The 14022-nt window shown below is 53.0% G+C and carries 10 protein-coding genes, 2 tRNA genes and 1 riboswitch; of the genes, 6 read left to right on the forward strand and 6 right to left on the reverse strand.

From position 1 onward, the window contains the following. Positions 1 to 76: 76 nt before the first annotated feature. Positions 77 to 151: transfer RNA gene (locus PsWM33_RS01670), tRNA-Asn, on the reverse strand. Positions 152 to 411: 260 nt separating this feature from the next. Then, a riboswitch (cobalamin riboswitch) is annotated at positions 412 to 620 on the forward strand. A gap of 136 nt (positions 621 to 756) precedes the next feature. Between PsWM33_RS01670 and cobU the strand changes: the two genes are divergently transcribed. From cobU to PsWM33_RS01695, 5 genes are read left to right on the forward strand one after another with little or no spacing between them, the layout of a single operon-like run. Continuing rightward, positions 757 to 1317 carry a bifunctional adenosylcobinamide kinase/adenosylcobinamide-phosphate guanylyltransferase gene (cobU, locus tag PsWM33_RS01675; protein ID WP_082826833.1) on the forward strand — a complete coding sequence of 187 codons (561 nt, stop codon included), beginning with the start codon at positions 757 to 759 and terminating at the stop codon, positions 1315 to 1317. Further along, a complete protein-coding gene (cobW, locus tag PsWM33_RS01680) occupies positions 1314 to 2429 on the forward strand; it encodes a cobalamin biosynthesis protein CobW (RefSeq protein ID WP_063299006.1) in 1116 nt (371 codons plus the stop codon). The genes cobU and cobW overlap by 4 nt, the downstream gene beginning before the upstream one ends. Beyond that, on the forward strand, positions 2429 to 6184 hold the full coding sequence (cobN, locus tag PsWM33_RS01685; protein ID WP_063299007.1) for a cobaltochelatase subunit CobN: 3756 nt from the start codon (positions 2429 to 2431) through the stop codon (positions 6182 to 6184). The genes cobW and cobN overlap by 1 nt, the downstream gene beginning before the upstream one ends. Positions 6185 to 6186: 2 nt before the next feature. Next, on the forward strand, positions 6187 to 6816 hold the full coding sequence (gene cobO, locus PsWM33_RS01690; RefSeq protein WP_063299008.1) for a cob(I)yrinic acid a,c-diamide adenosyltransferase: 630 nt from the start codon (positions 6187 to 6189) through the stop codon (positions 6814 to 6816). Positions 6817 to 6858: 42 nt separating this feature from the next. Continuing rightward, positions 6859 to 8301: a cobyric acid synthase gene (locus PsWM33_RS01695; protein WP_063289151.1), complete on the forward strand. Its 1443-nt coding sequence runs from the start codon at positions 6859 to 6861 to the stop codon at positions 8299 to 8301. Here the strand turns inward: PsWM33_RS01695 and cbiB are convergent. The 4 genes from cbiB to PsWM33_RS01715 all read right to left on the reverse strand — a co-directional run bounded on the left by cbiB (position 8294) and on the right by PsWM33_RS01715 (position 12480). Beyond that, entirely contained in the window at positions 8294 to 9262 is a 969-nt protein-coding gene (gene cbiB, locus PsWM33_RS01700; protein WP_063299009.1) for an adenosylcobinamide-phosphate synthase CbiB, read from the reverse strand. The two genes, PsWM33_RS01695 and cbiB, sit on opposite strands and share 8 nt — an antisense overlap. Next, positions 9249 to 10271, reverse strand: a complete 1023-nt coding sequence (cobD, locus tag PsWM33_RS01705) for a threonine-phosphate decarboxylase CobD (protein WP_063299010.1) — start codon at positions 10269 to 10271, stop codon at positions 9249 to 9251. Before cobD ends, cbiB begins: the two co-directional genes overlap by 14 nt. Before the next feature lie 85 nt (positions 10272 to 10356). Next, complete coding sequence (locus PsWM33_RS01710) at positions 10357 to 11526, reverse strand: alkane 1-monooxygenase (RefSeq protein ID WP_063299011.1); 1170 nt, start codon at positions 11524 to 11526, stop codon at positions 10357 to 10359. A gap of 114 nt (positions 11527 to 11640) precedes the next feature. Then, a complete protein-coding gene (locus PsWM33_RS01715; protein ID WP_063297500.1) occupies positions 11641 to 12480 on the reverse strand; it encodes a hypothetical protein in 840 nt (279 codons plus the stop codon). 82 nt (positions 12481 to 12562) lie between these two features. Between PsWM33_RS01715 and PsWM33_RS01720 the strand changes: the two genes are divergently transcribed. Then, positions 12563 to 13645: a phytanoyl-CoA dioxygenase family protein gene (locus PsWM33_RS01720; protein WP_208994349.1), complete on the forward strand. Its 1083-nt coding sequence runs from the start codon at positions 12563 to 12565 to the stop codon at positions 13643 to 13645. An 86-nt stretch (positions 13646 to 13731) separates the two neighbouring features. Here the strand turns inward: PsWM33_RS01720 and PsWM33_RS01725 are convergent. Then, positions 13732 to 13805, reverse strand: a tRNA-Cys gene (locus PsWM33_RS01725). Between the last annotated feature and the right edge of the window lie 217 nt (positions 13806 to 14022).

Here is a 14022-nt window from a genome sequence, read left to right on the forward strand (position 1 = left end):
TTAACAGCCGCTTGCTCTACCACTGAGCTACCGGGGATCACGATGATCTTGCCGTATGGCTGCAAACGAAAAAGGATGGCTCCCCGGGCCGGATTCGAACCAGCGACCAAGCGGTTAACAGCCGCTTGCTCTACCACTGAGCTACCGGGGATCATGACACCCTTGCGAGTTTGCCTCGCCGTTTGCGTGAGGAGGCTTTTACAGAGGCATGTTGTGTTTGCCAAGTCGTTTTTTGCGTATTTTTCGATTTGTGGACAGTTTCTCTATTTTTTTATTGAGATATCCAAGGGGGTTAGCCAGAAATCTCCAAAAACCGCGGATTTTGCGGGTTTGATTTTCCGGTGATGTTGGAATCCTCACAAAGACAATTGACAGGAGAGCTGATTGCGCCCCACACTTAAGGCCAGAACTCCAGTTTCTTTTTGTTCCGGCTCAGGCTTTGGAATGACAAGATTAAACGGGAATGCGGTTCCATATATTATGGAGACAAGCCGCAGCTGCCCCCGCAACTGTGAGCGGTGAGACCTTAGCGAAAATCCCACTGGCCTTTAAAGGGCTGGGAAGGGGCTATGGTCGGTTGAGCCGCAAGCCAGGAGACCGGCTGGAGATATGATTTGACATAGGACTGCTGTCGGGTGGACGGCGAGAGGTGCTCATGACGCATATTTTCCTGTCTTCGTGCGAGACAGTTGCTGTACTTTCATATTCTTTGACTGAAGCCCCGGCTTCTATGCGCTTGCTGCTCAGCTAACCCAGATGGCTGAACAGAGAGGCGACCTTCGTGTTCGCCATTGCTTGGTTACGGGTGGAGCTCGTTCCGGGAAAAGCGCATATGCGGAAAAGCTGGTTATAAGCAGCGGGCGGCGCCCGACTTATATCGCGACAGGCCAGGCCTTTGACGGTGAAATGGAGGAGCGCATCGCGCATCATAAGATGCAGCGCGGTGACCTTTGGGACACAGTTGAGGAGCCGCTGGAGCTTGTGCGCGTGCTGGAAGCGCATGCCAACAGCGATCGTGCGATCCTCGTTGATTGCCTGACACTTTGGCTTTCCAACCTTATGCATGCGGAGCGGGACTGGACCGTGGAGCTTGCGCGGCTTCAGGAGGTTCTTAGCGCTTTGCCATGCCCCGTTGTGTTTGTTGGCAATGAAGTGGGCATGGGCATTGTGCCTGAAAACGCTATGGCCCGTACCTTTCGAGATGAAGCTGGACGCCTGAACCAGCGTATCGCCGACCTCTGCCATTTTGTGATGTTTTTGGCTGCTGGACAGCCTTTGCAGCTGAAGCCTGCTGTTTTTCCGGAGATTTCCCTATGACTGTTTCATTTGCTGCACCTTCTAAAAAAATCCCTGCTGTCATTATCACTGGTTTTCTGGGTGCCGGAAAAACAACGCTGGTGCGTAACCTGCTGATGAAGGCACAGAACAAACGCATTGCGCTGATCGTCAATGAATTCGGCGAGATGGGCTTTGATGGCTCACTGGTGAATGGCTGTGCCGATCCGGACTGTTCTGCTGATGAAGTGGTGGAGCTGGCCAATGGCTGCATTTGCTGCACGGTAGCTGATGATTTTCTGCCGACCATGGAAATGTTGCTGGAGCGCGAGCAGGTGCCGGATGTAGTTGTGATTGAAACCTCTGGCCTTGCCCTGCCACAGCCGTTGGTGCGGGCGTTCAACTGGCCTTCTGTCAAGCCGCGCGTGACCGTTGACAGTGTGGTGACCGTGGTGGACGCACCGGCTGTTGCTGCTGGCAAAGTGGCCTGCGATGAAGAGGCTGTTGCTGCGCAGCGGGCGGCGGATGATGCGCTGGACCATGAAAGCCCGGTGGAAGAGTTGTTTGCTGATCAGCTGACCTGTGCTGACCTTGTTGTGCTTTCCAAAGCGGACCTTTTGACTGAAGCAGAGCTGGCGGCGGTGAAGCAGACGATCCGTGGCCGGGTGCGTGATGGGGTTGAGATTGTTTCTGCCTCTCATGGCGAGCTGGCGCTGGATGTCCTGCTTGGGCGTGATGCCGGGGCCGAAGATGATATGGACTTGCGTCTTTCTCACCATGAAGCGCAGCATGCTCACGACCACGACCACGACCACGACCACGACCACGACCACGACCACCATCATCATCACGATCATTCTCATGATGATTTTGAGAGTTTTGTACTACCAACCCGCCGATTTGCTTCAATTGATGAGGTGAAGGCACAGGTGGAAGCGGCCATGAAGGTTTCTGGTGTGTTGCGCATTAAGGGCAGTGTGGTGGTTGAGGGCAAGATCGCGCCGGTGCTGGTGCAGGCGGTTGGGCCGCGTGTGGAAGCATGGTTTGCGGCTGGCAGTGAAAGCCACTCCAAACTTGTTGTGATCGGCCTTGCGGGGCTGGACAAGCACAGTGTGCAGGCTGCGCTGAGTGAATTTGAGTTGGTTCAGGCCTGATGCACGTACTTGTCGGGCAATCACGCCGATTGGATGATGGTGAAGAGGCCGTCGACCTTGAGCAGGCGCCTGCGGATGTTGTGTTTTTAAGTGCAGCAGACACAGAGCTTGCCGGGCTTGCGGTGGCGCATGCCCAGCATGAGGGCTATTCTCTTCGTCTTGCCAGTTTTCTGGCGCTGTCGCATCCGTACTCTGTTGATCTTTATGTTGAGCAGACCATTCAGGCTTCCAAGCTTGTTGTGGTGCGCCTTTTGGGCGGTGTTGAATACTGGCGTTACGGCGTTGAGCGGCTGGAAGCAGCTGCCCGCGCTGACGGGGTGAAGCTGGTTCTGCTGCCCGGTGATGACAAGTGGGACGAAGAGCTGGCGATGCGCTCCACCGTGCCTTTGTCAGTTGCGCAGATGTTGTGGCGCTATCTGATTGAGGGCGGGGCGGAGAACCTTTCTAACGCTTTGCTTTATGCCGCGCAGATTACTGAGTTGCCTGTTGAGACACCATCGGAGCCAATGGCGTTGCCGCGGGCCGGGCTGGTGCTGCAAGGGCATTCGCTTCCTTCCTTAGATGATGTGCGGGCGAGCTGGAAAGACTCAAGCCGTCCGGTCGCGGCCATTGTGTTTTATCGGGCGCTGTACCAGAGCGGTGCAATCGAGCCAGTGCAGGCATTATGCCATGCGCTTGAGGCACAGGGGATAAACCCGTTGGTGCTTTATGTGGCGAGCCTGAAAACTGCGGAATGCGCTGGTGTTGTTTCCAGCGTGTTTGAGCAGTGTCCGCCAGATGTGGTTTTGAATGCCACAGCCTTTGCTTTGTCGAGTGCGGGTGCTGTTCATTCCGGCACGGTGCTGGACAACCCAGGTGCATGTGTTCTGCAGATCGTTCTGTCGTCTTCCTCGCAAGAAGGCTGGGCGGAGAGTGATCAGGGCCTATCCCCGCGCGACCTTGCCATGCATGTGGTGCTTCCTGAAATTGATGGTCGTCTTTTGACTCGGGCGATCTCGTTTAAGGAAGAAGGTGGGCGTGATGTCAGGACCCAATGTTCGCTTGTTCGTTTTGTGCCAAAACCGGACCGGATTAAGTTTGTGGCAGCGTTGGCGGCCAATTGGGCGGGTTTGAGACACAAAAACGCAAATCAACGCAAAATTGGCATAGTGCTCGCAAACTATCCCAACAAGGATGGGCGTATAGCAAATGGGGTTGGGCTGGATACACCTGCCTCTTGCGCGCATCTGCTTTCTGCTTTGAAAACAGAAGGTTATGGAGTTGTAGAGAATGCGCCGAAATCTTCTGAGGCGTTGATAGACGACCTGTTGGCTGGCCCCACCAATTCCCATAGGAACGCAAACCAACGCAAAGGCGGGGAAGTGTTTGCGCTTGCTCGCTATAAGCAGTTGTTTTCTCAACTGCCTTTGGCAGTGCGAGAGGGGATTGAGGAGCGCTGGGGGGCGCCGGAGGACGATCCGCATATTGTGGACGGCTCTTTCCAGCTGGCGCTTAAGACTTACGGCAATATCACTGTCGGCATTCAGCCCGCACGCGGCTATAACATTGATCCTAAAGAGACTTATCACGATCCGGCGCTTGTTCCGCCGCATCATTACCTTGCCTGGTACATGTGGCTGCGCGACAGCTTTGAGGCGGACGCACTTATTCACCTTGGCAAACACGGAAATCTGGAATGGCTCCCCGGAAAAGCATTAGCCTTATCAGAGGCTTGTTATCCTGAAGCTGTGATTGGACCGGTACCGAATATCTATCCTTTCATCGTTAACGACCCTGGAGAGGGATCGCAGGCAAAACGGCGGTTATCCTCGGTGATCATCGATCATCTTACCCCTCCGCTGGCCCGTGCTGAGAGCCACGGCTCTGCGCTGGAGCTGGAGGCGTTACTGGATGAGTATTACATCGCCGCAGGGGTGGACCATCGCCGCCTGAAAGCGCTTGGAAAAGAGATACTTGGCGTTGTTGCGCGTGAAGGTATGGACAAGGATATCGGCCTGACATCCGAGATGGACGAGGATACTCGTCTGGCGCGGCTTGATGCTTATTTGTGCGATCTAAAAGAGCTGCAAATTCGCGATGGTTTGCACATTCTGGGGCAGTCGCCAACAGGAGAGCAGCGGGCCGAGCTGCTGGTGGCTTTGCTGCGTGTGCCACGTGGTGAAAAGCCTCATGAGAACAGCTTGTTACGCGCACTTGCTGAGGATTTGAATCTGGCTCCGTTTGATCCGCTGGATTGTGCCTTTGAGCAGGCGTGGGCTGGTGAACGGCCTGTGCTTTTGCAGGAGCTTGTTGACGCGCCGTGGCGCAGCTGCGGGGATACGGTTGAGCGATTGGAAGCGCTGGCATTGGCGTATGTCTCAGGTGAGCTGACGGTTCCGGCTGGATTTACAGTGACTTGTGCCGTGTTGGAGGCTTTGAGCCAAGAGATTGCGCGCTCAGTTGATGCCTCTGGCGCTGCTGAGGTTGAGGGGGTGTTATCCTCCTTGTCCGGACGGTTTGTCCCCCCCGGACCATCGGGTGCGCCGTCGCGTGGTCGCCCTGATGTGCTGCCGACCGGGCGTAACTTTTATTCTGTTGACGTCCGCTCAGTTCCTACAAAGGTTGCCTGGAAGCTTGGCGAGAGAAGCGCTAGCGCGTTGATTATGCGACACTTTCAGGAGCACGGCGAGTGGCTGCAAAGCATCGCCATGAGTTGCTGGGGAACCGCAAATATGCGCACCGGCGGGGATGATATCGCACAGGCGCTGGCCCTGATTGGGGCTCGTCCGGTCTGGGAAGACACCTCTGGCCGCGTGACAGGTTTTGAAATTGTTCCGCTTTCCGAGCTCCAACGCCCCCGCGTTGACGTAACCCTCAGAATTTCCGGCTTTTTTCGCGATGCGTTCCCACAACTCATACATTTGTTCGACGCTGCGGTTGCTGCGATTTGCGATCTTGATGAGCCTGATGATGCCAATCCTCTGGCGGCGCGATACCAAACTGAGCTTGGGGAATTACTGGCCAAGGGCGTTGAAGAAGGACAAGCGCGCAAGCGATCTTCCACCCGGATTTTCGGAAGTAAACCAGGCGCTTACGGCGCTGGCCTGCAGGCACTGATTGATGAGAAGCTATGGGATAAACGTGCGGATTTTGCGGAGAGTTTCCTTGAATGGGGAGGCTATGCCTATGGCCGTTCGCAAGAAGGCGAGCAAGCCAGAGACGATCTGGTCACCCGGCTCACCCATGCTGATGCAGTGGTTCACAATCAGGACAACAGAGAGCACGATCTCCTTGATTCTGATGACTATTATCAGTTTGAGGGCGGTTTGGCCGCAACTGTTGAAACGCTCAAAGGCGATGCTCCGCACGTCTACCACAACGACCATTCGCGGCCCGAACGCCCAGTCATTCGCACGCTTTCTGAGGAAATCGGGCGGGTTGTCAGAGGAAGAGCTGCCAATCCAAAATGGATCGCAGGTGTGATGCGCCACGGGTATAAAGGTGCTTTTGAGATGGCGGCCACGGTCGACTATCTCTTTGCTTTTGGGGCGACGACCAACGCTGTCTCTAACCATCATTTTGACCAGCTCTATGATGCATATCTTTATGATGATGAGGTGCGGGACTTTATTGCAGAGAAGAATTCTGCAGCGCTTTTGGAAATGACAGAGCGATTTTTAGAGATCATTCAACGAGATATGTGGGTGCCGAAACGAAACAGCGCCTTTGAGGACTTAATAGAGCTGCGACGCGCGCTCATGGATGGAGGGGAATAAGAATGGTTACCAAGGCTGACATGAGTGAAGAAGATCTGGACGCACGCCACGCTGAAAAGATGCGTAAGAAGAAGGCTGCGCGCGATAAGATCATGGCGACTAAGACCATCGAGAAGGGACTGCTGATCGTCCATACCGGCAAGGGGAAAGGCAAATCCACCGCCGGTTTCGGCATGATTTTCCGCAGCCTTGGTCACGGCCATAAAGTGGCTGTTGTACAGTTCGTGAAAGGCCGCCTGGAGACTGGTGAACGCATGGCATTGGATCGTTTCTCCGATCTCGTCACCATCAAACGCATGGGCGAAGGCTTTACATGGGAAACTCAGGACCGTCAGCGCGATATTACAGCTGCACACGCTGCCTGGGATGCTGCAAAGGAGTTGATCAGTTCTCGTGAACATAAGATGGTTTTGTTGGATGAGCTGAACATCGTGCTGCGTTATGAATACATTCCGCTTGAGGATGTCGTGTCCTTCCTTCGTGATGAAAAACCTGATGATGTTCATGTGGTTATCACAGGTCGGAATGCGAAGGACGAGTTGATTGAGATTGCTGATCTTGTGACTGAGATGGGCCAGATCAAGCATCCGTTCCGCTCTGGTGTGAAGCCGCAGGAAGGCATTGAGTTTTAAGTTGTGACGTCATCTGTTTCGCAGAAAAGAAAGCCAGCCCTGATGATACAGGGCACTGGCTCTAACGTTGGTAAGAGCGTGCTTGTTGCCGGACTGGCGCGTGCTTTCACGCGGCGTGGTCTTTCCGTTCAGCCGTTCAAACCGCAGAACATGTCTAACAACGCTGCTGTCACGGCTGACGGTGGAGAGATTGGGCGCGCTCAAGCCTTACAGGCACGAGGCGCAAATGTTGCGTTGAGCGTGCATATGAACCCTGTGCTTTTGAAACCTGAAAGCGACAGTGGGTCTCAGGTGATTGTGCAGGGCAAACGGTTTGGTACGTTGCGCGGGGCGGAGTTTGGTCGGCAAAAAGGCACGCTTATCCAGTACGTTATGGAGAGTTTTGCTGAAGTTGAGTCAATGGCTGATCTGGTTCTGGTTGAGGGAGCCGGCTCGCCGGCTGAGATCAATCTGCGCTCCGGTGACATTGCCAATATGGGCTTTGCCGAGGCAGCAGATGTACCGGTTGTACTGTGTGGAGATATTGATCGCGGCGGCGTCATTGCCTCGTTGGTCGGAACGCATGCTGTGCTGGAAAGTGGTGAAGTAAAACGCATAAAGTCGTTTTTAATCAATAAGTTTAGGGGTGAACCCTCACTGTTTGATTCAGGTGTAACGGCTATTGAGGACAAAACCGGATGGCCCTGCAATGGCGTGGTGCCATGGTTTGCGCAAGTGATGGACCTGCCTGCGGAAGATGCGCTGGACCTGTCTGAGAGCACCAGTCGCGGTAAGTTGAAGGTTGTGGTTCCTGTCATCAGCCGAATTGCGAATTTTGATGATCTTGACCCACTTCGCATGGAAGCGGATGTTTCGCTGGAGTTTGTGCTCCCGGGTGAGGTGCTGCCAGCTGATGCGGATGTGGTTTTGCTGCCGGGGACCAAGTCCACCATCGGTGATATTGCCTTCTTCCGCGCTCAGGGGTGGGACATTGATCTTTACGGTCATGTCCGCCGCGGTGGGCAAGTGCTGGGGATTTGTGGCGGCTACCAGATGCTTGGCAAAACTATCGCGGATCCTGAAGGCATTGAAGGTGATGCTGGCACCGTTGACGGGCTTGGTTTGCTGGATGTTGAAACGGTTTTGACAGCCCATAAGGAAACCACGGAGAAGACCGGGTTGCATGTCCCGAGTGGTGAGAGTGTCACAGGTTATGAGATCCATGTGGGGCGGACGTCTGGCCCGGATTGTGAACGTCCCTTTGTTGACCTTGGAGACCACGTGGATGGTGCGATCTCGAAAACCGGCCAGATTTCAGGGTGTTATATGCATGGCGTCTTTGGCTCAGATGCGTTTCGTGCAGCATTCCTGAAAGGGTTTGGGGCTGTTTCTCAATTGGGATACGAGCATCGTGTTGAACGAGCGCTGGATGCGCTGGCTGATCATCTGGAGCAGCATCTTGATCTGGATGCGCTTTGGGAAATTGCTCAAAGCCGCATTAGATAGCTAATATTGCTGCGATCAGAAACGCTAAGAGGGCGCTGGAAATTGCCATCAGTTTCAGCGCACCATGAATATCGTCGGCATCCGCTAATTTGCGTCCTTCTGCGTTCATGAAGGGATCTTCAACGCGATACTCAGCGTATTGGCGTGGGCCTGCAAGGGCTATTCCGAGTGCGCCTGCCATAGCTGCCTCGGGCCAGCCTGCATTGGGGGAGCGGTGGTTTTTTGCTTCCCTGAGGATGGTGCTGAATGCTGTTTTATAGGCTCTGCCGGAAATGAGTGCTGCGAGCACGATCAGCAGAGCGGACAAGCGAGAGGCTGGTAGATTGATCAAGTCGTCAAATCGTGCGGAGGCCCAACCAAAGTCTTCATAGGCTTCGTTTTTGTGGCCGATCATGCTGTCAGCGGTGTTAACGGCTTTGTAGATGAACAGCCCAGGCAGGCCCAAAACGGCAAACCAGAAGATGGGTGCAACTACACCGTCTGAGAAATTCTCTGAGCATGATTCAATGGCTGCTCTACTGACGCCTGCTTCATCCAGATACTCCGGATTGCGGCCAACGATCATGGAGACTTGCTTGCGGGCCTCAGTAAGGCCGGAGTTTCTCAGGGCATCGCGTACTCGCGCGACATGCTGGTAGAGGCTTTTTTGTGCGATCAAGGTCATGCCGATCAGCGCGACCAGAATGCCACCAAATGGCAGGAAATCGAGCAGATACTGGAGTGCAAGTCCAGCAAAGCCGGCGCTGCTGATCAATAAGACAAGCGTTAGAATGCCATTGGTTTTGCGAGCTGAGCGTTGGTGCACGAGTTTGTTGTAGTTGTGATCCATGTAGGAGATCAGCTTGCCAATCAAAGTGACTGGATGCGGCAGTCTGGACCACAGCCAGTTTGGGTCGCCAATGATTGCATCCAGAAGAATGGCAAGTAGTACGACCCAGAGTGTGTTTTCAAAGAGCAGCATGATTTTCAACCGATCGCACTACACTTTCGAAAGTTTGCGTAAATCGCTTTCGGGCGGCTTGAGATGCAGGCAATCCAAGGCGTAACCAGCTTTTGCTGTAATCGAACACACGTGTCCAAATTTTCTCTTTCGCCAGCGCTGTATGGAGCTGGTGAGCACAAGGGTGGTCAATCAACAGATAGAGATTGGTGTGGCCTATGACTGATATACCTCGCTCCTGAAATGTAGCCCTGAAGATGGCCATCTCCGTCTTCAAAAACGCTCGCATTTCGTCTTGCCAGTTCATATCCGACAAAGCGGCGCAGCCAACATCCAATGCGGGGCCGGAGACCGCCCAACTGCCCAACTGGTTCTGTAGTTTCGTTGTAATCGCTTTGGGACCAACAAGAAAGCCGAGGCGTAAGCCTGCAAGACCGTAGAACTTGCCAAAGCTGCGCAAAACCAGAATTGGAAAGTCGGCAAGATCTGGGATGATTGAGGCTTCTGGATATAAATCCATGTAAGCTTCGTCGATGATCAAATAGCCGCCGATTTCTTTTCTTTTAGCTGCCAGTTCCAGCAGTTCTGTTTTTGAGAAGAGATAGCCATCCGGGTTGTTTGGGTTCACGAGTAAGAGGTGATCTGTCTTGGCGGTAAAGGCTTCTTGAGCGGAAACGCATTGGACGGCCGCACCTGCGGTTCTCCAGCTTTCTTCGTGGGAAGCATAAGTTGGGCTGACGATTGCGATTGAAGAGCTGGCGCCCAATAAATGCGGTAGTGCCGTGATGATTGCCTGAGTGCCGGGTGTGGCGGTGATGCCTGAGTGCGGCGCGACTTGGTAAGCCTTTCGCGCAGCTGTAATCAGCGCGGTTTCTGCTCTTTCGCTTGGCAGCTCGGCTAGTCCGCGGAATGTGATATGTTCTGCGGCCGGGTAGGCAACAGGGTTGATGCCGGTGGAAAGGTCCATCCAGTCACAGACTTCGCCGCCAAATTCAGCAATTGCCTTTGAAAGATCGCCACCATGTTGCATTGGTCTAACCCCGCTTCAAAACTTGATCCTGTTTTAGCGGGGCGGCCCTGTGATTACCATGTAATGCAGCGGTATTCTGTGTGTTTCAACAGATGTTCGGGGCAGTATATGCGACCGGTTCATACCCTTTGACGCGATTGACCTTGTCAATGTCTCCGCCAGCCCATTCCAGCACCTTAGGGTCCATTGTTTTGAACCATAATGACGGGATAGCCGCCAGAGCAAAACAACCGGGATATCCGCTCGGAAGGCAGGGTAAGTCTGGGAAGTTTCGCAAGGTTTGATAAGGGCGCAGAGGATTGGCGTGATGGTCTGAATGGCGCTGCAGGTGGAACGTGCTCAGGTTTGAGAAGATGTGATTGGTGTTCCATGAATGGCGCGGCTGACAGCGCTCGTATTTGCCATTCTTGTCCTTCTGGCGCAGCAGGCCATAGTGCTCCACATAGTTTGCCTGCGTCAGGCCATACCATGCGACTACGCTTTGAATTGCCAGCAACAACAGAACCTTCCAGCCGAACAGAGCAGTGCAAATGGCAAATACAATCAATGTGATGGCATAGCCTTGTAAAATATCGTTCTTTACCGAGAAGGTGCTGAGGCCTTTCTTGTGCAGGCGCTCCTTTTCGTTCTGCCAGCCTCTGATGAATGCGCCGGGGATTTCGCGCCAAGCGAAGGCGTAGATGCTTTCTCCCATGCGGGAGCTGGCTGGATCGTCTGGTGTTGCCACATGTACGTGGTGGCCGCGATTGTGCTCAATGCAAAAGTGATCGTAGCCGACAACTGCGAGCGCAAACTTGGCCAGCAATTGATCTGTCTTGTTGGTTTTGTGGCCGAGTTCATGAGCAAGCATGATGGTGCCAGAGCCGAACAGACCTTTGCCAAAGGCAAACAAAGCAATCAGCCAGAGAGGCAGATCATAGGTGCCAACAAGCCAGACACCGGCAAAGAGGTTGATCCAGGCATATGGTACGAGCCAGCGCACGAGCCGACTGTAATAGGGGTCTTCTGCCATTTGAACCAGCACATCATCGGGTGGATTATACGGGTCTTCGCCGATCAGAGCGTCCAGGCCGGGAATGACAATGAAGAAGTAAACGAGGGGAATGAACAGAGTTGCTGTGACGTGCGTGTAGGCATAAAGCGCGACTGTGATGAGTGTGACGCTGCTGCTGGCATAAGCAATCAGCCAATAATATCGCTTTGCGTCCCTGAACGTTTTGAAGGTGCCCGTCTCATCTTGCGTTTTGAAAACCATCGCTCCCTCCCAGATGCTTGGTTTACCTAAGGGTAATCTAACAGCTATTTAGGTCAAGTGAAACTCTGTTGTTTCGGGGTGTTTGTTCTGCATGCAACAACAAAGGGCCGCTCATTAGCCGGGTTCTTTTTCGGTTTCCGGTGCGAGGATGCCTTCCATCGGTAAGGTCTTAACCCATGTTTTGTAACGTTTTTCCAGCTCGTCGTAGTTCTCTTCGCACCCAGTTCTGAAATCGGGGAAACTGGGGCCGCGTGTCCATGCGCCTCGTTCTGATCCCTTCAGCATCCAGCCGTTGCCGGAATGAAGGAAAAGTGTTGTGCTGAGGTTGAGGGCCTTGAACAGTTTGCGCGTAACCACGCCATGCTTTTGCAGTAGAATGTCAAGCTTGATGGCTTTAATTTTCCACGGTGTCAGCTTGATGGGAGAGGGCTTGCCGGCTTCAACAACTGGAATGATTTCAGGAAGTTCCAACCGTTCGATGGGATAAAACTCTTTAAAATTTCCTGCTGGAGACGCACGATCTGGATTGGGGAGTTTGGGTCGGTACCAGCTGACCGTGCTTGGGCTTTTGGAGGATTCGCTCTCAACCTCGATGATCTGTAGAGACAGGATGTTGCAAACCGGTTGAAAATCGAGATTGGAGCCCTTTGGGATCAGGATTGCTCGGCAATCTGGTCCCGGTCTGTCACTCTGATAGGCGGTTTCTGCTGATTGAGAAATGACTTTTGCATTGAGGCGCAACTTGGCCTCGATGCCAACCTGAAAACCATCTTTTGTTCTGACAAGCAGAATATCCCAGTTGCCCCACTCAGGATAAGCGACCCACTCTTCCGGAAGCTTATTGATGAAATGAGTGCACATGTGGCTTTCGGAGGCAAACTCTGCTTTGCGGCGTCTCTTCTTACGGCGCGCAGGAGGTGAGCGTTTGGTTGGTTGATCAAGTGTATCGCTCATGGAAAGTTGCCCTTTAAATCCTCAGTGCTGCAATAGCCTGCCCAATGAGTTTAATTGGCAAATGACTACAGGAATACGTAGAGTGTCTGTTACTGCACAGGTTCTGGCAGATTTTGCCAGAAGAGTAGGGGCTGGTGTGTTGCGAATTTTAAAAAGTCCTATCTGGGCACTAGATGCCTTGATGGGGCAAAAGTCATTTAAGAAGAATCCGATTATTGGAAATCGTTGGTTAAATGAGCGTGGGTTTTATCTGAAGCGTGTGGCGTGGGCCGAGAAGATGGCTGATCTGCGTCGTCGTCAGATGGTTCACTTTCTGCCAGATGAAGATAAAGCGTTTTTTCATCGCAATGGTTATGTGGTGAAAGAGAATTTTCTCTCCAATGATGTTTTTGCGCAAATTCAGGATGAGATTGCAACGAAATCGTTTGCAGCAAGCGAAATGCGGCAAGGGAAAACGGTGACACGTTTCATCGGTTTGCCACCTTCGGTGCTGAAAGATTTGCCCGGCCTGAGCAGGGCAGTGCATGATCCGTTTTTGCAAAATGCCATGCGCTATGTGGGGTCATACAATGCGGATCCCATTATGTTTTTGCATGCCGTTTTGTGGGATTTGGACAAGAAGAAGAAAGACCCGCAGACTGATTTTCACATTGATACGTTCCATGCCACATCTAAGGCTTGGCTGTTTTTGCGTGATGTGGATGTTGCCGATGGGCCTTTTCATTATGTGCCGGGGTCTCATCGTTATACACCGGAACGGACTGCCTGGGAGTTTGAGCAGAGCTTGAATGCAGTTCAGCATCCCGATGGTATGCATGCGGCAGGCTCATTTCGTGCAAGCGAGTATGATATCTTAAAGTTGGGGTATGGTGAGTCTATCAGTTTTGATGTGCCTGCAAACTCACTGGTGATTGCTGATACGCATGGGTTCCATCGCCGCGGGATTGCAACACGTCCGGGTGTTCGTATTGGTCTGTTCGCAGATTTGCGCCGTTCGCCTTACTTTCCATGGTCTGGGTTAGACCTGCGCTCGTTGCCGGGCGTGAAGGGGCGGCAGTCAGAGATTTATACTGGCTATCTGAATTTCAGGAGCAAGCTGACAGGTAAACCGAGCCATCATCGGGAGGTTGGCCGCGTAAAAGTAGACGCGCCTCCGGTGTTGTAAAGCGTGAGACATGACTGATCGCAAGACGCAATTCTTCTGCGCCTGAGATAGGCAATAACTAACAATATCAATGGGTAGAGGAAAAGTGGAGGCCTCTGCCGGAATCGAACCGGCGTACACGGATTTGCAATCCGCTGCGTCACCACTCCGCCAAGAGGCCAACAGTATGGTGTGGAACGGCTTTTCTGATATTTGGGGCGGATAGTCAAGCCAGTTAGGCAACTTTCTCAGATGTGTTAGGCAAAAGCTGTTCATAAACCGTTCTCTAGGAGAGAGTTCTACGTACCCTTGAAGCGAATTTTTCAACACTCTTGCCTCTGCCATAGTGCTTACCCATAGAGTGTCAATGAGCGTTCAAAATTGATCCGGCATCATCA

The organism is Pseudovibrio sp. WM33 (assembly GCF_001623165.1).
Taxonomy (GTDB): Bacteria; Pseudomonadota; Alphaproteobacteria; order Rhizobiales; family Stappiaceae; genus Pseudovibrio.

Bases quoted from the DNA above. Each gene is read 5' to 3' on its own strand.
- cobU (WP_082826833.1), top strand. From the start codon at position 757: ATGGCTGAACAGAGAGGCGACCTTCGTGTTCGCCATTGCTTGGTTACG.
- cobW (WP_063299006.1), top strand. From the start codon at position 1,314: ATGACTGTTTCATTTGCTGCACCTTCTAAAAAAATCCCTGCTGTCATT.
- cobN (WP_063299007.1), top strand. From the start codon at position 2,429: ATGCACGTACTTGTCGGGCAATCACGCCGATTGGATGATGGTGAAGAG.
- cobO (WP_063299008.1), top strand. From the start codon at position 6,187: ATGGTTACCAAGGCTGACATGAGTGAAGAAGATCTGGACGCACGCCAC.
- PsWM33_RS01695 (WP_063289151.1), top strand. From the start codon at position 6,859: ATGATACAGGGCACTGGCTCTAACGTTGGTAAGAGCGTGCTTGTTGCC.
- cbiB (WP_063299009.1), bottom strand. From the start codon at position 9,262: ATGCTGCTCTTTGAAAACACACTCTGGGTCGTACTACTTGCCATTCTT.
- cobD (WP_063299010.1), bottom strand. From the start codon at position 10,271: ATGCAACATGGTGGCGATCTTTCAAAGGCAATTGCTGAATTTGGCGGC.
- PsWM33_RS01710 (WP_063299011.1), bottom strand. From the start codon at position 11,526: ATGGTTTTCAAAACGCAAGATGAGACGGGCACCTTCAAAACGTTCAGG.
- PsWM33_RS01715 (WP_063297500.1), bottom strand. From the start codon at position 12,480: ATGAGCGATACACTTGATCAACCAACCAAACGCTCACCTCCTGCGCGC.